At 73.8% G+C, this 21,472-nt stretch carries 13 protein-coding genes; 4 read left to right on the top strand and 9 right to left on the bottom strand.

The genetic code is table 11. The features are described from left to right. Positions 1-6: 6 nt before the first annotated feature. Entirely contained in the window at positions 7-2,202 is a 2,196-nt protein-coding gene (locus tag ACPCK6_RS11825; RefSeq protein WP_423481122.1) for an EAL domain-containing protein, read from the bottom strand. 425 nt (positions 2,203-2,627) lie between these two features. Here ACPCK6_RS11825 and ACPCK6_RS11820 point away from each other — a divergent pair, with 425 nt between their 5' ends. Next, positions 2,628-3,020 (top strand): PH domain-containing protein, encoded by a 393-nt coding sequence (locus tag ACPCK6_RS11820; RefSeq protein ID WP_151015716.1) that lies wholly within the window; start codon positions 2,628-2,630, stop codon positions 3,018-3,020. Here the strand turns inward: ACPCK6_RS11820 and ACPCK6_RS11815 are convergent. Continuing rightward, complete coding sequence (locus tag ACPCK6_RS11815; protein WP_423481121.1) at positions 3,014-3,940, bottom strand: 2-hydroxyacid dehydrogenase; 927 nt, start codon at positions 3,938-3,940, stop codon at positions 3,014-3,016. The genes ACPCK6_RS11820 and ACPCK6_RS11815 overlap by 7 nt on opposite strands. Before the next feature lie 142 nt (positions 3,941-4,082). On the opposite strand from ACPCK6_RS11815, the gene ACPCK6_RS11810 reads away from it, so the two are divergent. The 3 genes from ACPCK6_RS11810 to ACPCK6_RS11800 all read left to right on the top strand — a co-directional run bounded on the left by ACPCK6_RS11810 (position 4,083) and on the right by ACPCK6_RS11800 (position 8,817). Then, positions 4,083-5,888: a SpoIIE family protein phosphatase gene (locus ACPCK6_RS11810; RefSeq protein ID WP_423481120.1), complete on the top strand. Its 1,806-nt coding sequence runs from the start codon at positions 4,083-4,085 to the stop codon at positions 5,886-5,888. A gap of 86 nt (positions 5,889-5,974) precedes the next feature. Beyond that, the gene (locus ACPCK6_RS11805) at positions 5,975-7,150 is read left to right on the top strand and encodes a PQQ-dependent sugar dehydrogenase (protein WP_396880222.1); all 1,176 of its coding nucleotides are present in this window, start codon (positions 5,975-5,977) and stop codon (positions 7,148-7,150) included. Positions 7,151-7,203: 53 nt separating this feature from the next. Next, complete coding sequence (locus ACPCK6_RS11800; protein ID WP_396880221.1) at positions 7,204-8,817, top strand: metallophosphoesterase family protein; 1,614 nt, start codon at positions 7,204-7,206, stop codon at positions 8,815-8,817. A 326-nt stretch (positions 8,818-9,143) separates the two neighbouring features. Here the strand turns inward: ACPCK6_RS11800 and ACPCK6_RS11795 are convergent, their stop codons facing one another. From ACPCK6_RS11795 to ligA, 7 genes are all read right to left on the bottom strand, one after another. Further along, positions 9,144-11,501 carry a thiamine pyrophosphate-binding protein gene (locus ACPCK6_RS11795; RefSeq protein ID WP_318332819.1) on the bottom strand — a complete coding sequence of 786 codons (2,358 nt, stop codon included), beginning with the start codon at positions 11,499-11,501 and terminating at the stop codon, positions 9,144-9,146. A gap of 115 nt (positions 11,502-11,616) precedes the next feature. Next, positions 11,617-13,110: an Asp-tRNA(Asn)/Glu-tRNA(Gln) amidotransferase subunit GatB gene (gene gatB / locus ACPCK6_RS11790; RefSeq protein ID WP_018786240.1), complete on the bottom strand. Its 1,494-nt coding sequence runs from the start codon at positions 13,108-13,110 to the stop codon at positions 11,617-11,619. A gap of 123 nt (positions 13,111-13,233) precedes the next feature. Further along, positions 13,234-14,406, bottom strand: a complete 1,173-nt coding sequence (locus ACPCK6_RS11785; protein ID WP_423481119.1) for a putative Ig domain-containing protein — start codon at positions 14,404-14,406, stop codon at positions 13,234-13,236. Positions 14,407-14,579: 173 nt separating this feature from the next. Next, positions 14,580-16,055 (bottom strand): Asp-tRNA(Asn)/Glu-tRNA(Gln) amidotransferase subunit GatA, encoded by a 1,476-nt coding sequence (gene gatA / locus ACPCK6_RS11780; RefSeq protein WP_423481118.1) that lies wholly within the window; start codon positions 16,053-16,055, stop codon positions 14,580-14,582. Between the two features lie 76 nt (positions 16,056-16,131). Beyond that, the gene (gene gatC / locus ACPCK6_RS11775) at positions 16,132-16,437 is read right to left on the bottom strand and encodes an Asp-tRNA(Asn)/Glu-tRNA(Gln) amidotransferase subunit GatC (RefSeq protein ID WP_013284468.1); all 306 of its coding nucleotides are present in this window, start codon (positions 16,435-16,437) and stop codon (positions 16,132-16,134) included. Between the two features lie 105 nt (positions 16,438-16,542). Next, a complete protein-coding gene (locus ACPCK6_RS11770; RefSeq protein ID WP_423481117.1) occupies positions 16,543-19,074 on the bottom strand; it encodes a putative bifunctional diguanylate cyclase/phosphodiesterase in 2,532 nt (843 codons plus the stop codon). A gap of 151 nt (positions 19,075-19,225) precedes the next feature. Further along, a complete protein-coding gene (gene ligA, locus ACPCK6_RS11765; RefSeq protein ID WP_423481116.1) occupies positions 19,226-21,379 on the bottom strand; it encodes an NAD-dependent DNA ligase LigA in 2,154 nt (717 codons plus the stop codon). Positions 21,380-21,472: the final 93 nt, after the last annotated feature.

Here is a 21,472-nt window from a genome sequence, read left to right as displayed (position 1 = left end):
TTCAGCTCAGCGGGCGGTGGACGGGTACTCCTCGAACCACGCCTCGACCCGCTCGGCGGTCGCCGGGCGGGCCAGCGCGAAGCCCTGGCCGTACCGGCAGCCGGCCCGGCGCGCGCCCGCCACCTGGACCTCCGACTCCAGTTCCTCGACCACCAGCTCCACGCCGAGCCGGTCGGCCAGGTTCGCCACCACGTCGATCAGCGGACGCTGCCCGTCCCCGCCCGGGCCGACCAGGTGCGGGCCCACCTTGAGCAGGTCGATCGGCAGCCGGCGGAGCTGCGCGAGCGAGGCGTGCTCGGCCCGGAAGTCGTCCAGCGCGATCCGCACGCCGATCGACCGCAGACCGGCCAGCCGGGCCACCACTGTGGACAGCTCCGCGCCCACCGCCGGCTCGGCCACCTCCACCACCAGCCGTTCCGGCACCACGTCGTACGCGGCCAGCGCTGTCGCGGTACGCGCCACGAAGTCCGGCGCGGCCAGCTCACGCGGCGTCACGTTCACCGCCATCCACAGCTCACGACCGCCCTCCGACCACGCGGCGAGCTGCCGGCAGGCCCGGTCCAGCACCCACCGCCCGATCTCGCCGGTCAGGTCGAGATCGGCCGCCACCGGCAGCAACTCGGCCGGCAGCACGGTGCCCAGCGCCGGGCTGCGCCAGCGCAGCAACGCCTCGGTACCGACGGGCATCCGGTCGGCGAGCGCCACCACCGGCTGGTAGACCAGGTCCAGCTCACCGCGCGCCACCGCGCCGGGCAGCTCCCGCTCCAGATCCAGGCGGCGGACCAGCTGCTCCTCCAGATAGGCGTCGTACCACTCGACCCGGTCCCGGCCGAGCTGCACCGCCCGGCGGCGGGCCAGGTCCGCCTGCCGCAGCACGTCCTCCGGATCGCCGCCGCTGGTCTCGGCCAGCCCGACGCTCACCCTCAACCGGGCGAGACCTCCGGGCCGGGGGTACGGCTCGGCCAGCGCCGCCAGCAGCCGCAGACCCAGCGCGTACGCGAGCACCGGCCCGCGGTCGGTGAGGACCGCGTACTCGGTGTCGCCGAGCCGGGCGACCAGATCCTGCGTCTCGGCGCCCGCTCGCAACCGGCGTGCGGCCTCGGCGAGCACCGGTCCCTCCGGCACCGCGCCACCCGTACCGTGCAGGTCGACGACGAGCAGCGCGCCGCCACTGCGTTCCGCCATCGCCCGGACCAGTTCGGCGCGCGTCAGCGGCACGGGCTCGGCCGCCCGGGCGTCCGGTCCGAGCCGGCGCCGCAGCCACGCCTCGCGGGCCGCGAGCCGTTGCACCCGGCGACGCTGGTCGGCGGCGGCGAGCAGCTCACCCACCATGATCGGCGGTATGACGGCCAGGCCCAGGGCCATCGCGGCGGTGCTGAACTCCCCCGCCGCACCCAGGTGGATCCCGGCGGCCAGCGCGGCGATCCCGGCCGGCGCGGTGAGGCGCGGCCACGCGGCGGGCGCCACGTCCCGGCCCGGTCGCTCACCCCCGGAGGTACGCCGGGCGCCGGCGGCGGTGAGCAGCGCCCCCGCCACCAACGGCGCCGCGACGAGCGGCAGCGCCCGGTCCGGCGCACCGCAGGCCAGCAGCACCACGAGGAGCGTCAGCCCGCCGAGTGTCAGTGCGGCCCCGGCGTGGCAGCGCGCGGCACCGGGCCGGCGGCGGCGTTCGGCGACGGCGGCCACCGCAAGCACGGCGAGCACCACGGCGCCGCCCGCCGCCACCATTCCGGCGACGGCCGGGACCGGGCCGCCCGGCAGCAGCATCCAGCCCGCGAAGACCAGGCTGACGCCGAGCGCGAGCACGTCGACGGTACGGCGCACCAGCTCCGGGCCGGACAGCCGCGACCGGCCGGGCAGGCGCAGCAGGGCCGTCACGTGCAGCACCCCGGTGAGGCACAACCCGGTCAGCGCGATCGGCAGCCGGTGCGCGGCGTCGCTCAGCGGCAGCACCGCGACGGTGAGCCCGGCGACCAGGACGGCGCTGTCGAGGATGGCGGCGACCCGGCGGGACAGCGCGGCCCGGCGCGCCCGCCGCCCGTTGGCTGCGGGACGGTCGGTCGGTGCGGCGGCTCCGGCCAGCCAGGCGAGCCGGACGCAGGCGAGGGCGAAGCCTCCGGCGACGGCGAGCGCGGCGGCTGCGGGGCCGGGCAGGGCGCCGGCGACGCCGGCGAGGAGGAAGGCCGTGCCGGTGAGCGACACGGCGACATCGGGCAGGACTGATCGCCGACGGGGAACGGCGGGAGGGGGGACGGGCACGGCGGTCGCCTTCGTGAGGGGGCACGGGGGCGGTGCGGTTGCGGTACGACGTGCGGGGGTCGGGGGTCGGGGGTCGGGGCGGTAGGGGCACGCATCGGCGGGGACCGCTGCGGCCACGCCTAGAAACGATCCCGGAAGCGCCCGGTGACGTCACCGCACCAGTGACGTCCGTCACATCAATAGACGGCCCCCCGACACGAAATCTTTGAAGGAAACGGCCCCCAGAGGGCCCCCACGCTTCCACGATCTCCAGCACGGGGAGATCGTGGTACCGAACCGCCCCCGGAAGGGCGGGGCCGTACCACGATCTGCGGCGGGTGGGGATGCCCGCGGGGTGGCGTGGGCTGGTCGGGTGGGATCATCGGGAGGTGAGCCGCGCCGATACCGTCCGTTTCCGTCACAACCAGGCCATCCTGGTCGCCGCGATCGTCGCCTTCATCGGCGCGCTGCCCCTGGCCTCCGCCCGCTGGTGGCTGCTGTGGGTGCTGCTCGTACCGCTCGCCGTCGCGGTCTGGGCGTGGCGGGCCGGCACCGACGCCGACGCGCGGGAGCTGCGGCTGCGGGCGCTCGTCGGGCAGCGCCGGGTGCCGTGGAACCGGGTCGCCGAACTCGCCGGTGATTCCCGCGGCCGGGCGATGGCCCGGCTCGACGACGGCGAGGTGGTGATGCTGCCGGCGGTACGCGCCACCGAACTGCCCCGGCTGATCGCCGTCACCGGGCAGGAGCTGCCGGACGCCGACCGGCAGACCGGCGATCAGTAGCCGTCGACCACCCGGTTCGTCAGCTCCTCCCCTGCCACGTAGCGGCGCAACTGCTCACCCACCAGGCGGTACGCGCGGGGCAGCAGCCCGCGTACCGAGCCGGCGACGTGCGGGGTGAGCAGCACGTTCGGCAGCTCCCACAGGGGATGGTCGGCGGGCAGCGGTTCCGGGTCGGTGACGTCCATCGCCGCGCGCAGGCGGCTCGAGGTCAGCTCGGCGACCAGCGCCGACGTACGCGCCACCGGCCCTCGGGCGGCGTTGACGAGCAGTGCGCCGTCCGGCATCGCGGCCAGGAAACGCTCGTCGACCATGCCCCGGGTCTGCTCGGTCAGCGGCACCAGGAGCACCACCACGTCCGCCTCCGGCAGCAGCGCGGGCAGCTCGTCGACCCCGTGCACGCCCTGGTCGGGGCGCGGCGTACGGGCCACGAGCGTGAACGTCACCTCGAACGGGGCGAGCCGGTCGCGGACCGCGGTGCCGATCGAGCCGGCGCCGACGATCAGCACCCGCTTGCCGGCCAGCTCGTCGGTGGGCGCCACCTCGTCGTACGCCCACTCGCGCCGGGCCTGCGCCCGAGCCAGCGGCGCGAACCCGCGCAGCGAGGCGAGGATCGCGGCGACGACCCACTCGGCGGTGGGCGAGTCGTGCACGCCCCGGGCGTCGCAGAGGGTCACGCCGTCGGGCATCCGTCCCGCCCAGGCGTCCGCTCCGGCGGAGAGCAGTTGGACGACCTCGACGTCGGGCAGCTCGGCGAGGAGCGCGCCGGCGTCCGGGCCGGACAGGAACGGCGGCACCCAGAACCGCACCCCGGACGGCGACGACGGGAGCCGGTGCGGGTCGTCCAGCACCTCCACGGTGACGCCGGGTGGCAGTTCGCCGAGCAGCCGGCGGCCTTCGGGGTGCGGGAGCCATACCTTCACGACCGCCGACGATATCGGCCCCGGCCGGGCGGTGCGGCGTGACCCGTGACGAACACCGCGCCGGGAATGGAGTGGCGGTCCGGCGGGGTATAACCGAGGACGGGATGCCGGTCGGGTGTTCCGCTTGCTGAGGGCGGTGGCGATGAGCGAGGACGGCCGGGGACGGGTGTCCGTGCCGATTCCGGCGCTCGCCGACCCCGACCGGTTGCGCTCACTCGACGAGACCCGGCTCGACGCCGTACCGGACGAGGCGTTCGACAGGTTCGCGCGGCTGGTCGGGGATCTGCTGGACGTACCCGTCGCGCTCGTCTCCCTGGTGGACGCGGACCGTCAGTTCTTCCCCGGCGCGACCGGGCTGCCGGAGCCGTGGGCGGCTCGCCGGGAGACGCCGCTGACTCACTCGTTCTGCCAGCACGTCGTCGACATCGAGATGCCGCTGGTGCTGCCCGACGCCCGCCTCTACCCGCGCGTACGCCTCAACCTGGCGATCGAGGATCTGGGCGTGGTCGCGTACGCGGGCATGCCGCTGACCGACCTGGACGGGCGGGTGCTCGGCTCGCTCTGCGCGATCGACAGCAAGCCCCGGGCCTGGTCCAAGGAGCAGTTGCGGACGCTCGCCGACCTGGCCGCCGCATGCTCCTCGGAGCTGCGGCTGCGCATCGCGGTCCGGGGCGCCGAGCAGGCCCGCCGCCGCGCGGAGGAGGCGCACGACCGGCTCGCCATGCTGGCCGGGATGAGCGAGATGCTCGGCGGCACGCTCGACGTGGCCACCGCGGTGGACCGGCTCGGGCACGCGATGGTGCCGCTACTCGCCGACTGGTGCCTGATCACGCTCGTCGACCCGGCGGGCCGGCCGCGCACCGTCACCGGCGTGCACCGGGACGCCGAGCGCGGGCCCGACCTGGCCCGCTTCGCCGAGTTGCTGACCACAGGCCTCAGCGCGGAGTCGCAGATCCGGTCGGTGCTGCGTACCGGGCGGCCGGTGGTCCGGGCCGTGGCCGGCCTGGACGACGTGGCGCGCGGCACGACGCGCCCGGAGCTGGTGCCGCTCGCCGAGCGGCTCGGCGTCGGTTCCCACCTGACCGTGCCGATCACCGCCGCCGGGGACCGGGTGATCGGGGCGGTCACGCTGGTCAACCGTCCGGGGCGGCGCGGTTTCGACCCGAGCGACCTGCGCACCGCGCAGGACATCGGGGTACGCGCCGGACAGGCGGTCGGCAACAGCCGGCTCTACGGCGAGCAGCGCCACGTCGCCGAGGTGTTGCAGCACAGCATGCTGCCGACCCTGCCGGCCGTGCCGGGGATCGAGCTGGCCGCCCGCTACCTGCCGGCCGCCGACCGGGTGGAGGTGGGCGGCGACTGGTACGACGCGTTCGTCCAGCCCGACGGCGAGTTGATCGCCGCGATCGGCGACGTCGCCGGGCACGACATCGAGGCGGCGGCCACCATGGGCCAGTTGCGCAACCTCGTGCGTGGCAACGCGTACGGGCGTGACGATCCGGTGGAGGATCTGATCGCCCACCTGGATCGGGCCATGGGCGGGCTGCGGGTGCCCACCGTCGCCACCGCCGTACTGGCCCGGGTCCGTCCGGCCGCCGGCGGGCTGGCGGTCTCCTGGTGCAACGCGGGGCATCCGCCACCGCTGCTGGTGCGGGCCGACGGCACGGTCTCGGTGGCGGACGGCCGCGGACCGCTGCTCGGCCTGGCCCGGCCGCCCCGGCGCAGCGGCCGGATGCTGACCCTGGCACCGGGCGACACGCTGCTGCTGCACACCGACGGGCTGATCGAGCGCCGGGACCAGCCGATCGACGAGGGACAGGCCGAGTTGCTCGCCCACCTCGAGGCCGGCGGGCCGGGCGTACCGCTGGACCTGCTCTGCGACCGGCTGCTCGCCGCCGCGCACCGGCGCGAGGACGACGTCGCCCTGCTCGCGCTGCGGGCCGGTTGAACCGGCACTCCCCCGAACGGCCGGAGGCGGGCAGGGGTGCGCGCGACGCGCCCGGTTCGCCGGTCCGCCCGGCTAGGCTGGGGCGGGTGAGCCCGCGTCTTGCGTACCCCCGTGTCCGCCGCCTCCGGACGGCGCTGGCGGCGTCCTGCGCGGCGCTGCTGCTGGGCACCGCCGGCTGCGCCCTCGGCGAGCCCGAGCCGGACCCGGCCGGCGCCCCGCCCAACCTGCCCACACCGTCCGGCACCGCGAGCCCCGGCGGGGCCGGCCAGCAGGTGGTCGCCACCGTGCTGGCCAGGGGCCTGGAGGTGCCGTGGGGCATCGCGTTCCTGCCCGACGGCGGCGCGCTGGTGACCGAGCGGGACAAGGGGCGGATCCTCCAGGTCGGCCCGGAGTCCGGCCCGGACGGGCTGGCCGTGCGGCCGGTGCAGACAGTGCCGGACGTGGCCGCCGGCGGCGAGGGCGGCCTGCTCGGCATCGCGGTCTCCCCCGCGTACGCGAAGGACCGCACGGTCTTCGTCTACTACACGGCCGAGGACGACAACCGGATCGCGAAGATGCAGCTCGGGCAGGCGCCGAAGCCGATCCTGACCGGCATCCCGAAGTCCGGTACGCACAACGGCGGCGGGCTGGGCTTCGGCCCGGACGGTCACCTCTACGCGAGCACCGGCGACGCCGGGCGCACCGAGAACGCCCAGGACGCCAAGAGCCTCGGCGGCAAGATCCTGCGGATCACGCCGGACGGCAAGCCCGCGCCGGGCAACCCCACCGCCGGGTCGCCGGTCTGGTCGACAGGTCACCGCAACGTCCAGGGCTTCGCCTGGACGGCGGACAAGAAGATGTACGCGGTGGAGTTCGGCCAGAACACCTGGGACGAGATCAACCAGATCAACAAGGGCGGCAACTACGGGTGGCCCCGGGTCGAGGGGCGCGGCGACGACAGGCGCTACGTGAACCCGATCACACAGTGGCCCACCGGTGACGCCTCCTGCTCCGGCCTGGCGGCAGCGGACCGTCTGCTCGTCGCCGCCTGCCTGCGCGGCCAGCGGCTCTGGCTGGTGGAGCTGGCCGGTAACGGCACAGTCCTCGGTCAGCCGCGCGACCTGCTCAACGGCCGGTACGGTCGGCTACGGGCCGTCGCGGCGGCGCCCGACGGCTCACTGTGGGTGAGCACGTCGAACCGGGACGGGCGGGGTACGCCCACCGCCGAGGACGACCGCCTCCTGCGGCTCGTCTTCGCCGACGGTGGTGCCGGCCGGAGCTGATCCGGCCGGGCGGGTTTGTCAAGATCGCGCAGGGGGCAGGTCAGAATCTCAGCATGGACGGCCACGAGAACGAACAGCAGCGCACCGGGGACGAGGCGTCTCCGGAGCGCGGGCGCGCCCGCCGACTGACGGCGTGGCGGCCCGGCCACCGGCTGCGCCGGCTAGGTGTGGTGCTGGCTCTGCTCGCGGTCACGCTCGGCGGCATCGTGATCGGCACGTACGCGGGCGGCCACGTCGGCACCGACATCGGCCCGTTCCGGGCCGAACTGAAGCTCAGCCCGTCGCTGTCCGGCGGCACCACCGTCGACATCCCGCCGCTGGGCGCGCTGCTGCTGGACAGCCACGACGGTCCGGCGTACCTCACCGTCGAGGTGGGCTCGCTGGACCAGGGGCGCACCGAGGCGCTCATCGACGACCCGGCCAGCATCAGCCGGGCCAGCCAGTCGGCCGTCCAGGACGTCCGCGACGGCGTGATGCGGCTCGGGCTGCGTACGCTCGCCTCGGCCGTGCTGGCCACGCTGCTGCTGGCCGCGCTGGTTTTCCGGGACGTCCGTCGCACCGCGTGGGCCGGCGGTCTGGCGCTGGTCGTGACCGCCGGCAGCCTCGGGGTGGCCGCGAGCACGTTGCGCCCGCAGGCGATCGAGGAGCCGCGGTACGAGGGCCTGCTCGTCAACGCGCCGGCGATCGTCGGTGACGCGCGGCGGATCGCCAACGACTACACCAAGTACGCCGAGCAGCTCCAGCGGCTGGTCGGCAACGTCAGCAAGCTCTACACCACGGTCTCGGCGCTGCCGGTGGTGCAGCCGTCGCCCGGCACCACCCGGGTGCTGCACGTGTCGGACATCCACCTCAACCCGACCGGCTGGCAGCTGATCCGCACCGTGGTCGAGCAGTTCGGCATCGACGTGGTGGTCGACACCGGCGACATGACCGACTGGGGCAGCGAGCCGGAGGCCTCGTTCGTCGGGTCGATCGGCCTGCTCAAGAAGCCGTACGTGTTCATCCGCGGCAACCACGACTCGCCGCGCACCGCCGCCGCGGTGGCGCAGCAGCCGAACGCGATCGTGCTGAACAACTCGGTCACGACGGTGGGCGGGCTGACCATCGCCGGCATCGGCGACCCCCGCTTCACCCCGGACAAGGAGACCTCACCGGCCGGAAGCGGCCTCACCTCGGCCGTCGCCGACCAGGTGATCGGTGCCGGTGAACAGCTCGCCGCCACGATCGGGAAGTCGCCGCGCAAGGTCGACATCGCGCTCATCCACGACCCCGCCTCGGCCGGCCCGCTCTCCGGCACCTGCCCGCTGGTGCTGTCCGGGCACACGCACTCCCGGCAGGTGTCGAAGCTGCCGCAGGTGGAGGGCAAGCAGCCGACCACGCTGATGGTGCAGGGTTCGACCGGCGGTGCCGGGCTGCGCGGCCTGGAGGGCGAGAAGCCGACCCCGCTGACCATGACGGTGCTCTACTTCGACCAGCAGAAGCTGCTCCAGGCGTACGACGAGATCACCGTCGGCGGCACCGGGCAGTCGCAGGTCAACCTGGAGCGGCACGTCATCCGCGACCCGGCCAAGGGCGACCAGGTCCCGGTCACCCCGACCCCGACCCGCGGCCCGTCGGAGTCGCCGTCACCGGGTACGACCACGCTGAGCCCCACCCCCACGAGCTGACGGCCCCGCTCTTCTCGCCTTTCTCGCGATCGGCCCGGTGCGCTGCCGCACCGACGCCCGGTCACTGCGCGTCACGAAGCCCGTCCGGCACCGGGATGGCCCACCGCCGACTTTGCTCTGCACCCATCCGCGCGGCAGGCACCGAGCGTCACCGCCTGGGTGGGTGCAGAGCGGCGGAAGCTCCATTCCGCCCCAGCTCAGGACGGTGATGCGGATATGGCTGCAGAGCAAAGGGGCCGAGAGGTGATCCCCGAGGTCGCTGGAGGCGGTTACTCTCCGCAGCCAACCCAGCCGTCACGTTCCGTGAGAGAGAACCAGCCGCCGCCTCAGCGCAGCGCGATCGCGGCCAGCGCGGCGTTGACGATGCTGCCGGGCAGCAGGTCGTGCAGCTCGTACAGCTCCCGGACGCTGCCGGACTGGCCGAACTCGTCCACGCCGAGCGGCACCGCCGGCGCGCCGACCGCCGAGCCGAGCCAGGCCATCGCGTGCGAGGCGGCGTCGTGCACGGTGACCACCGGCACCCGGTCGGCGAACGCCGACCGCAGCGCGCCGGGCACGCTCGGCACGGTCGCGGTCCGCACGCCCTGGCGCAGCGTCCGCTGCCAGGCGCGGTAGAGGCGGTCCAGGCTGGTGACGTCCACGACGTGCGCGGCCACGCCCTCCTCCGCCAGCTCCGCGGCGGCCGCCAGGACCTCCGGCAGCACCGCACCGGAGGCGGCGAGCTGCACGACCGGGGCGTCAGCCAGATCGGGGTACGCCTGGTGCGCGTCGACGAGCCGGTACGCGCCGGCCACCACCTGCCGCCGCAGCACCGCGTCCCCGAGCCGCGCCCGGGCCGCCTCGAACGGCGCCTGGTCGATCGGCCGGGTGCTGAGCCGGAAGTAGTACGCCCCGTCCTCGGCCGGCGCGGCTGTGGCGGCCGGTGCGGAGCCGCCGGCGATCTGCCCGAGCGCGTCGCAGAGCAGCCAGTCGAGGCTGCCGGCGTACGCGGGCTCCAGGAACGTCACCCCCGGCAGCTCCAGGCCGACCGACGCGGTGATGGTGGACTGGTGCGCGCCGCCCTCGGGTGCCAGCGTGATGCCGGACGGGGTGCCCGCCACCACGAACCGGGAACCGGAGTACGTGCCGTAGAGGAACGCGTCGAGACCGCGCAGCACGAACGGGTCGTAGACGGTGCCCACCGGCAGCAGCGGCTGGCCGGACAGGTCCCACGACAGGCCGAGCTGGCCCAGCAGCAGGAACAGGTTCATCTCCGAGATGCCCAGCTCGATGTGCTGCCCGGCGGGGCTCTCGGTCCAGCGCAGCATCCGGTCCTCGGTCCAGGAACGCTGCTCGGTCGGGGCGAACACGCCCGTCTTGTTGATGAACCCGGCCAGGTTGGTCGAGGTGGCCACGTCCGGCGCGGTGGTCACCAGGTAGGGCGCGACCTGCGGATCGCGGGCCAGGTCGACGAGCACCCGGCCGAAGACCTCCTGGGTGGAGACGGGCTTGTTCGCGCGTACCCTCGTGGTCTCCGGAACGGTGACGCCCAGCGCACGCTCGCGCGGCGGGCGGGACAGCGCCTCCCGGCGCTCGCCGGCCCGGATGCCGGCCGGGGACGCCGGGTCGAGGCGGTCCCACTCGGTCTCCGGGGTCAGGCCGTGCGCGGCGCGCAGCGCGTCGACCTGCTCGGTGGTGAGCAACGCCGAGTGGTTGCGGGGGTTGCCGGCGATGGGCAGACCCCAGCCCTTGACCGTGTACGCGAACACGACGCTGGGCCGGTCGGTGACCGCGTCGCACTGGGCGTACGCGTCGAGCATGGCCTGCGCGTCGTGCCCGCCCAGGTCGGTGACGAGCGGGCCCAGCTCGTCGTCGCCGATGTCGGCGACGAACGCGGCCACCTCGGCCGGCGCGCCGTCCAGGAACTGCTTGCGCAGCGCCGGGCCGGCCAGCCCGAACAGCGACTGGTACTGCTCGTTGGGCATCCGGTCGATCCAGTCGCGCAGCGCCGCGCCACCCGGCCGGGCGTACGCCTCGGCGAGCCTGCGGCCGTACTTGACCTCCACGACGTGCCAACCGGCTGCCTCGAACTGGCCGCGCCACTGGTTGATCCGGATGCCGGGGACGACCCGGTCGAGCGACTGGCGGTTGAAGTCGACGAGCCACATCACGTTGCCGAGCCCGGTGGTGGCCGGGTCGGCGACCGCCTCCCAGATGTTGCCCTCGTCCAGCTCGGCGTCGCCGATGATGGCGACGAACCGGGAGTGCGGGCGCGCGCCGAAGTGCGCGTCGACGTAGCGGCGGGTGACGGCGGCGAACAGCGGCGCGGCGGCGCCCAGGCCGACCGAGCCGGTGGAGAAGTCCACCTCGTCCGGGTCCTTGGTGCGCGACGGGTACGACTGGAGCCCGCCGCGCGCCCGCAGCTTCGGCAGGTACGACTTGTCGAGGTTGCCGAGCAGGTACTGGATCGCGTGGAACACCGGCGAGGCGTGCGGCTTCACCGCCACCCGGTCCTCGGCGTCCAGGTGCTGGAACCAGAGCGCTGTCATCGCGGTGACCAGGGAGGCGCTTGACGCCTGGTGGCCGCCGACCTTCACCCCGTCACCGGTGTCGCGGTCGTGGTTGGCCGCGTCGACGATGCGGGTGGCGAGCCAGAGCACCCGGCGCTGGATCTCGTCGAGGACGTCGAGGTCGTGCTGGTTCACGGTGACTCCATCCGGGCGTCGCCGTTGACGCCCTGTCCGGGGAGGGGTGGCGAGGCGTTAGGAAGGGCCCCTTCCCATGCACCAGGCGTTAAGAAGGGGCCCTTCCTTACGTACGTCAGGCGCCGAGGCGCGCCAGGATCAGCTCGCGGACGGTCTTCGCGTCCGCCTGGCCGCGGGTGGTCTTCATGACCGCGCCGACGAGCGCGCCGGCCGCCGCGACCTTGCCGCTGCGGATCTTGTCGGCGACGTCCGGGTTCGCGGCGATCGCCTCGTCCACGGCGGCGGTGAGCGCGCCGGTGTCCGAGACGACCTCCAGGTTGCGGTTGGTCATGATCTCGGTCGGCGAGCCCTCGCCGGCCACCACGCCCTCCAGCACGGTACGGGCCAGCTTGTCGTTGAGCTTGCCCGCGTCGACGAGGCCCTGCAGCTCGGCGACCTGGGCCGGGGTGGCGCCCACGTCGGCCAGTTCCACGCCGGTCTCGTTGGCGCGGCGGGACAGCTCGCCCAGCCACCACTTCCGGGCGGCGGCAGGGGTGGCACCGGCGGCGACAGTCGCCTCGATCAGCTCGACCGCGCCGGCGTTGACCACCGACTGCATGTCGAGGTCGGACAGGCCCCACTCCTGCTGGATCCGCTTGCGGCGCAGGCGCGGCAGCTCCGGCAGGGCGGCCTTCAGCTCGGCCACCCACGCGGTGTCCGGGGCGAGCGGCACCAGGTCCGGCTCCGGGAAGTACCGGTAGTCGGTGGCGGTCTCCTTGGACCGGCCCGACGTGGTGTCGCCGGTGTCCTCGTGGAAGTGCCGGGTCTCCTGGGTGATCCGGCCACCCGCCTCCAGCACCGACGCCTGGCGCAGCATCTCCGAGCGCACCGCCCGCTCGACCGAGCGCAGCGAGTTGACGTTCTTGGTCTCGGTGCGGGTGCCCCACTCCTCCCCCGGCCGGTTCAGCGACGTGTTGACGTCGCAGCGCAGCGAGCCCTCCTCCATCCGCACGTCGGAGACGCCGAGCGAGCGGATCACGTCGCGCAGCTCGGTGACGTACGCGCGGGCGACCTCGGGCGCGAGCGCGCCGGTGCCGGGGATCGGCTTGGTGACGATCTCGACGAGCGGGATGCCGGCCCGGTTGTAGTCGACGAGCGACTCGGTGGCGCCGTGGATGCGACCGGTGGCGCCGCCGACGTGCAGCGTCTTGCCGGTGTCCTCCTCCAGGTGCACCCGCTCGATGCCGATGCGCACCAGCTCACCGTTGACCTCGACGTCCAGGTAGCCGTCGAAGCACAGCGGCTCGTCGTACTGGCTGATCTGGAAGTTCTTCGGCATGTCCGGGTAGAAGTAGTTCTTCCGGGCGAACCGGCACCACTCGGCAATCGAGCAGTTCAGCGCCAGCCCGATCCGGATGGTCGCCTCGATGGCGGCCTTGTTCGCCACCGGCAGCGATCCGGGCAGGCCGAGGCAGACCGGGCAGACCCGGGTGTTCGGCTCGCCGCCGAAGTCGGTCGGGCAGCCGCACCACATCTTGGTGTTCGTGCCCAGCTCGACGTGGGTCTCCAGGCCGATCACCGGTTCGAAGCGCGCGACGACCTCGTCGTACGCGGGCAGTGTCGTCGTCATCTGAGCTCCAGGCGCGATCCGGACAGAACCGTTCCAGCCTAATCGGCTGGCCCGGCCACCCCGCTGCCGGGCTTCGAGATCACCGCGCGGGCCCCGCGACGGGCACCGGGCCCGGGCCGGGTGTCACTCGGGTGTGGTGAAGGTCCGCCGGCGGTTGTACGCCAGCACGAGCAGGATGCCGCCGACGGAGAAGGCCACGACGCTCAGCAGCAGCAGGACGAGCGGCGAACCCGGTCCGGTGATCGGCAGCCACGCGCCGCTCACCTTCGACGGCGAGGGCGTCGGCTGGGGCGCCGTGGTGCTGCTGCTCTCCGACGGCGTGGCGGCCGGGTCGCTCGGCGTCGGCGTCGCAGTCGGGTCGGCCGGGTCGGGCGTCGAGCCGGTCGGGGACGCCGTGGGGGTGGCCGGGGTGCGGGCGGCGACGGTCAGCGACACCTGCTTCGTGGCGCTGGTGCTGTACCCCTTCGCCGCGACGGTGAAGGTGAACGTGCCGGCGCTGCCCGGGGTGCCGCGGAGCTTGCCCGCCTCGTCGAGGGTGAGACCGTCCGGCAGGGCCCCGGCGGCCAGGGCGAACGTGATGTCCGAGTCGCCGTCGGCGGTGAACGGGAAGGAGTACGGCTTACCGACGGTGGCGGCGGGCGGTTCGCCGGAGGTGAACGCGGTCGCCGCCTCGGCGACCACGACTGTGGCGTTCTGCTCGTCGAAGCGGTCGTTCTTGTCGGTCATCCGCAGCGTGAACGTGTACGTGCCGGGCGTCGTCGGCGCACCGCCCAGCGACGTCCCGACCACCAGCATCCCCGGCGGCAGACCGCCCGAGGTCACCGACAACCGGTACGGCGCGGTGCCACCGGTGGCCTCGACGGTGTGGATCGCGTACACCCGGCCGAGGTACATCGGCGACCGGGGCTTGCCCGACGTGATGACGACAGTCGGCTCGCGTACCTCGATGGTCGCCGTCTGCTCGTCGAACAGGTCGTTCTGATCGGTCATCCGCAGCGTGAACGTGTACGTGCCGGGCGTCGTCGGCGCACCACCCAGCGACGTCCCCACCACCAGCATCCCCGGCGGCAGACCGCCCGAGGTCACCGACAACCGGTACGGCGCGGTACCGCCCGTGGCCTCGACCGTGTGGATCGCGTAGACCTGCCCGATGACCATGATTGACCGGGGCTTGCCCGAGGTGATGGTGACGGTCTCGGTGGCGGCGGTGGCCGGTTGCGCGGCGGCCGGTTGACCGGCGCCCAGCAGCAGCGCGACGGCCATCATCAGGGCCATGACCGGGCGAAGTGTCCCCATCGCACATCCAGCTCTCGGTCGGAACCGCTCGCGTCCGCCAGCGGGCCACAGTCCAGTCGATCCAGCAGACTCGGAGTTTATTCGACCAGTGCCGGTGTCCCCGGGCAATCCACTGATCGGTGATCAGCGTGCCGGTACGGAGGCGGGCGGCCCGCCTCCGTACCGGTGTTGGTTCAGAGCGCCGGCGGGGTGAGCGTGCCGACGGCGTTCTCCAGCGCGGCGGCGACCCGGTACATCCGGTCGTCGGCCATGGTCGGCGCCATGATCTGGAAGCCGACCGGGAGCCCGTCGGACAGGCCGCACGGCACCGAGATGGCCGGGCCGCCGTACAGGTTCGTCGGGATCGTGAACAGGTCGGCCAGGTACATCTGGTACGGGTCGGCGGTACGCGACCCGATCGGGAACGCCACGAACGGCGTGGTCGGCGAGATCAGCGCGTCGACCTGCTCGAACGCGCTGGTGAAGTCCCGCGTGATGAGCGTGCGGACCTTCTGCGCCTGGCCGTAGTAGGCGTCGTAGTAGCCCGACGAGAGGGCGTACGTGCCGAGCATGATGCGCCGCTTGACCTCGGGGCCGAAACCGGCCTCGCGGGTCAGCGACATGACCTCCTCCAGCGACCGGTTGCCGTCGTCGCCGACCCGCAGGCCGAACCGGACGCCGTCGAACCGGGCCAGGTTGGAGGAGCACTCGCTGGGCGCGATCAGGTAGTACGCCGGCAGCGCGTACTTGAAGTGCGGGCAGGAGACCTCGACGATCTCGGCGCCCAGCTTCGCCAGTGCCTCGGCGGCGTCGCGGAACGCGGCCATCACGCCGGGCTCCGCGCCCTCGCCGGTGAACTCGGTGACCACGCCGAGTTTCACGCCGGTCAGGTCACCGGTGGCGCCGAGCCGCGCCGCGGCCACCACGTCCGGCACCGGGGCCGGGATCGAGGTGGAGTCGCGCGGGTCGTGACCGCCGATCACCTGGTGCAGCAACGCGGCGTCGAGCACGGTACGCGCGCACGGGCCGGGCGTGTCCAGCGACGAGGAGAACGCGACCAGGCCGTAGCGGGAGGTGCCGCCGTAGGTGGGCTTCGCGCCGACGGTGCCGGTGACCGCGCCGGGCTGGCGGATCGAGCCACCGGTGTCCGAGCCGATCGACAGCGGTGCCTCGTACGCGGCCAGCGCCGCAGCGCTGCCGCCGCCGGAGCCGCCCGGGATCCGGTCGGTGTCCCACGGGTTACGGGTCGGCCCGTACGCCGAGTATTCGGTGGAGGAGCCCATCGCGAACTCGTCCATGTTCGTCTTGCCGAGCATCACCGTGCCGGCGTCGCGCAGCCGCTCGACGATCGTCGAGTCGTACGGCGGGCGCCAGCCCTCCAGGATCTTCGACCCGACCGTGGTCGGCACGCCCTTGGTGGTGAGCACGTCCTTCACCGCGACCGGCACACCGGCGAGCGGGCCCAGCTCCTCACCGGCGGCGCGGCGCTCGTCCACGGCACGCGCGGCCGCCAGCGCCCCCTCGGTGTCGACGTGCAGGAACGCGTGCACCCGGTCGTCGACGGCGCCGATGCGGTCCAGGTGGGCCTGGGTGACCTCGACCGCGGAGGTCTCGCCGCTCGCCACCAGCCCGGCGATCTCAACGGCGGTCATCTTCGTCAGGTCGCTCATGCCGGCACTCCGCTTCGCTCCGTGCCGTCACGACCGACAGCCACGCTGAGCCTGATGATTCGCTCGCTGCGCTCGCTCATGAGGCCACATCCTCGTCCAGGATCCGCGGGACGCGGAACCGCTGCTCCTCGGCGTCGGGGGCGCCCGACAACGCCTCCTGCGGGGTCAGGCCCGGCCGCACCACGTCCTCGCGGAGCACGTTCGTCAGCGGCACGGAGTGGGACGTCGGCGGGATGTCCGCCGCGGCGACCTCGCCGACCTGCGCGACCGACTGGAGGATCACATCCAGCTGGCCGGCGAAGGTGTCCAGTTCCTCCTCCGTGACGGCGAGCCGCGACAGTCGCGCGAGGTGCGCGACCTCCTCGCGGGAGATGGCGGCCATCAGTGCCCCCTTCGTGGCTGTCCTGAGACGTCTGCGATGGGCCGGCCGCGCGTGCGGGCGTGCTCGATGACGCGCGGTGACCGGAGCGAGTCTATTGTCCCGCCGTCACGACGACGCCTTCGACTCCCCCTCCGGCGCCGGACCGCCGCGGCCCACCGCCTCCGCCGGGCGCACCGGACGGTAGCGGGACAGCCAGGCCACCAGGTCCTCGGCCGGCATCGGCCGGGCGTGGAACCAGCCCTGCGCCACGTCACACCCGGCGGCGTGCAGCAGCCGCCAGGTGCGCTCGTCCTCCACGCCCTCGGCGACCACCCGCAGCCCGAGCGCGCCGGCCAGCTCGATCATCGAGCGGACGATCGCCGCGTCGTCCGGATCCTCGGCCATGCCGAGGACGAACGACCTGTCCACCTTCACCTCGGACAGCGGGAGCCGGCGCAGGTGCTGCAACGACGAGTAGCCGGTGCCGAAGTCGTCCAGCGCGATGCCGACGCCGATGCGGTGCAGTTGGGTGATGCTGGCGAGCACCCGCCGCGGGTCGGCCATCAGCGCGCCCTCGGTGATCTCCACCTGGAGGCGTTCCGGCGGCACGCCGTACCGGGTCAGCCGGTCGGCGATCTGGTCGGCGATCTCGCCGGTGTGCAGATCCCGGACGCTGACGTTGAGCGCGGCCCGCAGCGTGAGCCCGGCCGCCGACCACTTGGCGAGCTGCTCCACCACGTCGTCGACCACGCGGCGGGTGAGCAGCCGCATCACCGCGCTCTGCTCGGCGACCTGGATCAGCTCGCCCGGGTCGACCATGCCCCGGCGCGGGTGCCGCCAGCGCAGCAGCGCCTCGACGCCCACCACCTCGCCGGTGGCGATGGCGATCTGCGGCTGGTAGTACATGGTGATCTCGCCCGGGTGCCCGGCCTGGTCGTCCGCCTCGGCCGCGGTGCTCCCGTCGGCGGTCGGCCCGATGACGCCCGGCGCGCCGGTGCTCACGGCCGCCTCCGCGTCCTGGGTGACGTCGGCGTCGGCGGTCTCCGGCGCGAACTCCGCGTCGCCGACCATGAGCGGACCCGCGCCCGGTCCGGCGCCGGCCCGGGCGGCCCGGCGGCGGATCGGGTCGGCGCGGGTGAGGATCTGCTCGATCAGGTCGTCGTCGTGCCGCTCCTCCGCGCGGTCGCGGCGGCGCCGCAGCCACCGGTTCGGCCCGTCGCCGGACCGTCCCCGGCCGCCGCGCGCCGGGCGCTGGTTGCGGGCCGGGCGGTCGGCCCGCACCGGCAGCGCCGGGGTCAGGGCCGCGCCGTCACCCCCGCGTACGCCGACCGTCTCCCCGCCCTGCGCGGACGGGCCGGACTCCAGCACCCGGCGCAGGTCGGCCAGCAGACTGAGGCGCTCGGCCGAGTTGTGGTCGGACTCCGGCGCGTACACCGCCACCGTGTCGTTGCGGTGCTTCGCGTCGTACATGGCCACGTCGGCGTGACGCATCAGGGTGGCGAAGTCCTCGCCGTGGTCCGGGTAGAGCGCGATGCCGATGGCGCCGCCCACGTCCAGCGGCAGCCCGTCCAGCGGCACCGGTTCGGCGAGCGCGGCGACCACCCGGTCGGCCCGCTCGCGGGCCTGGTCGATGTCGGTGAGCCGGGGTACGACGATGGCGAACTCGTCGCCGCCGAGCCGCGCCACCATGTCACCGCCGTCCACAGCGCCCATCAGCCGGGCGCTCACCTCGACCAGCAGGCGGTCGCCCACCGCGTGCCCGAGCGCGTCGTTGACGTGCTTGAACCGGTCGAGGTCGAGCAGCAGCAGCGCCAGGTGCGCGTCCGGCGCGCCCCGGGCGGCCCGTTCGCCGTGCAGGTGCACCTGCTCGGCCACCTCGGTGAGCAGCGCCTTGCGGTTGGGCAGGCCGGTGAGCGGGTCCACGTCGGCGAGCTGTTCGCGTTCCTCGGAGAGCCGGGCCATCCGGTAGACGGCGAACAGCGGCACCAGCACCAGCGGGATCAGCGCCGCGCTGGCCCGGGCGGCGGCTACCAGCACCGGCGCGAGCAGCAGCAGCGAACCGGTGGACAGCAGCTCGTACGCCAGGCCGCTGCGAACACTCGGCCACCACCTGTCGCCGAAACGCAGCCGGACCGCGGAGCTGACCAGCCCGTAGTTGACCACGAACCAGGCGAGCGTCGCGCCGCCCACCGCCGCCACGTCGGTCCAGTGCAGCCGGCCGCCGCCGAACAGCTCGCCCGGACCGAGCCGGGTGACCGCGTACGCGGCGGCGAGCGCGCACGCGTACTGGGCGGCGTTGAAGCCGGTGCGCCAGGGCGCGTACCCGAGTCGCCAGCCGCTGACCGCCACGGCGACGGCCTGCACCGCGACGGCCGGGCCGAAGCCCCAGCCGAGCAGGATCGCGAAGGTGAAGCACGTCGACGGGAACACCGCAGACGTCTGCCGCCGGCCGGGCGGGACGAACGGGCGGGCGTCGCAGGCGACGGCGAGCACCGCCATGGTCCAGAACGCGGCCGGCAGCTCGGTCAGCCGGTCGGCGAGCGCGACGAGCGGCCCGGCCGAGACCAGCAGGGCGACCGCGCCGATCGCGGCGACGAAGCCGAAGAACGGCCCGCTCCGCCCGGGCGGGACGGAGTTACGCGGGTCGCCGGTCTCCATCGCACCTCCCGGGGAACGTCCTGGCGCGCGCCGTCACGCGTCGTACGCCAATGAAACGCCCTCCGAGGCGATTTCCCCGACACGACAGTCACGAATCGGTCGGAGTCGTAATTAACTTGGTATCCGCCGGACGAAAGCTGTGACCAGCCTGTCAGTCCTCCACCCGGGCCACCTCGCGGGCCGCCTCCGGGCCGGAGTCGAGCAGCACCCGGAAGCCGTCCTCGTCGAGGATCGGCAGTTTCAGGGTGGCGGCCTTGTCGGCCTTGGAGCCGGGGTTGTCGCCGACCACCACGAAACCGGTCTTCTTGGAGACCGACCCGGTCACCTTGCCGCCCCGGACCTGGATCGCCTCGGCCGCCTGGTCGCGGCTGAACCCGCTCAGCGTGCCGGTGACCACCACAGTGACGCCGTCGAGCGGTCGCGGCCCCTCGTCGGCGGCCTCCTCGGCCATCCGTACGCCGGCCTCGGCCCACTTGCGCACCACGTCGCGGTGCCAGTCGACGGCGAACCACTCCTTCACGCTCGCCGCGATGGTCGGGCCGACGCCGTCCACCGAGGACAGCTCCTCCTCGCCGGCGGCCTCGATCGCGGCGACCGACCGGAAGTGCCGGGCGAGCGCCTGCGCGGCGGTCGGGCCGACGTGCCGGATGGACAGTGCCACCAGCACCCGCCACAGGTCGCGTTCCTTGGCCTCGGCGAGGTTGTCGAGCAGCTTGGTGGCGTTGCTGCCCAGGCTGCCGTCCTTGTTGACGAAGAACGGTGACCGGCTCAACTGCTCGGCGTCGAGCTGGAACAGGTCGCCCTCGTTGGTGATGATCTGGGCGTCCAGCAGCGCCGCCGCGCCCCTCTCGCCGAGCACCTCGATGTCGAGCACCTTGCGGCTGGCCAGGTAGAAGACCCGCTCACGGATCTGACCGGGGCAGGCCCGCCCGTTGGGGCAGCGGATGTCGACGTCGCTCTCCTTGGCCGGCGCGAGCGGAGTGCCGCAGGCCGGGCAGGTGGTCGGCATGACGAACGGACGGGCGTCGGCCGGGCGCAGCTCGACCACCGGGCCGAGCACCTCGGGGATGACGTCGCCGGCCTTGCGCAGCACCACCGTGTCGCCGATGAGCACGCCCTTGCGCTCGACCTCGCGGGCGTTGTGCAGGGTGGCGTAGGCGACGGTGGAGCCGGCCACCCGGACCGGCTCGAGCACGGCGCGCGGGGTGACCCGGCCGGTACGCCCGACCTCCACCTCAATGTCGAGCAGCTTGGTGTTCACCTCCTCGGGCGGATATTTGAAGGCGATCGCCCAGCGGGGCGCGCGGCTGGTCGAGCCGAGGCGGCCCTGGATGGAGACCGGGTCGACCTTGACCACCACGCCGTCGATCTCGTGCTCGACGTCGTGCCGGTGCTTGCCGTAGTAGGTGATGTATTCCGCGACGCCGGCCAGGTCGTCCACCACCCGCCACCGGTCGCTGGTGGGCAGCCCCCACGCCTTGAGCGCGGCGTACGACTCGGACTGCGCGGCCGGCCGGAACCCGGTGCGCGCGCCGATGCCGTGCACCACCAGGCGCAGCGGGCGGGAGGCGGTCACCCGGGGGTCCTTCTGCCGCAGGCTGCCGGCGGCGGCGTTGCGCGGGTTGGCGAACGGCGCCTTGCCCTGCTCGACCAGGCTCGCGTTCAGGTCGGCGAACGCGGCCACCGGGAAGTAGATCTCGCCGCGCACCTCCAGGAGATCGGGCACGTCGGGGAAGTCGCCGGCCGGGGTCAGCCGGGACGGCACGTCCTTGATGCTGCGCACGTTGGCGGTGACGTCCTCGCCGGTGCGGCCGTCACCCCGGGTGGCGGCGCGCACCAGCCGGCCCTTCTCGTAGGTGAGGTTGATGGCGAGCCCGTCGACCTTCAGCTCGCACAGGTAGGGCACCGGGCCGCCCGCGTCGCGCTCGACCCGCTCGGACCAGGCGGCCAGCTCTTCGTCGGCGAAGGCGTTGTCGAGCGAGAGCATCCGCTCGGCGTGCGCGACCGGGGTGAAGTCGGTGGAGAAGGTGCCGCCGACCCGCTGGGTGGGCGAGTCGGGGGTGCGCAGCGCCGGGTATTCGGCCTCCAGCGCCTCGAGCTCCCGCAGCTGCTTGTCGAACTCGGCGTCGGTGACGGTCGGTGCGTCGAGGACGTAGTAGCGGTACTGGTGTTCGGTCAGCTCCTGGCTGAGCGTGGCGTGCCGCTCCCGGGCCGCCGGGGTCGGCTCGGCACCCGCCGCCGCGGCCTGGGCCGCGTCGACCGCTGGGGGAACCGCTTCTTCGGACACGCCGCCGCCTTCGGACACCGCTGTCGACCTCCCGTGTTGGTGCTACCCGAGAACCGTAGCGGTCGGCTGTGACAGTCGTCCGGTCACCCGCGCCGAGCAGGGCGGACCGGT

Source organism: Micromonospora sp. AB353 (assembly GCF_049538395.1).
Taxonomy (GTDB): domain Bacteria; phylum Actinomycetota; class Actinomycetes; order Mycobacteriales; family Micromonosporaceae; genus Micromonospora; species Micromonospora aurantiaca.
This window is presented reverse-complemented; position numbering and strand designations above follow the sequence as displayed.

Bases quoted from the DNA above. Each gene is read 5' to 3' on its own strand.
- ACPCK6_RS11785 (WP_423481119.1), bottom strand. From the start codon at position 14,406: ATGGGGACACTTCGCCCGGTCATGGCCCTGATGATGGCCGTCGCGCTG.
- gatC (WP_013284468.1), bottom strand. From the start codon at position 16,437: ATGGCCGCCATCTCCCGCGAGGAGGTCGCGCACCTCGCGCGACTGTCG.
- gatA (WP_423481118.1), bottom strand. From the start codon at position 16,055: ATGAGCGACCTGACGAAGATGACCGCCGTTGAGATCGCCGGGCTGGTG.
- ACPCK6_RS11770 (WP_423481117.1), bottom strand. From the start codon at position 19,074: ATGGAGACCGGCGACCCGCGTAACTCCGTCCCGCCCGGGCGGAGCGGG.
- ACPCK6_RS11810 (WP_423481120.1), top strand. From the start codon at position 4,083: ATGAGCGAGGACGGCCGGGGACGGGTGTCCGTGCCGATTCCGGCGCTC.
- ACPCK6_RS11800 (WP_396880221.1), top strand. From the start codon at position 7,204: ATGGACGGCCACGAGAACGAACAGCAGCGCACCGGGGACGAGGCGTCT.
- gatB (WP_018786240.1), bottom strand. From the start codon at position 13,110: ATGACGACGACACTGCCCGCGTACGACGAGGTCGTCGCGCGCTTCGAA.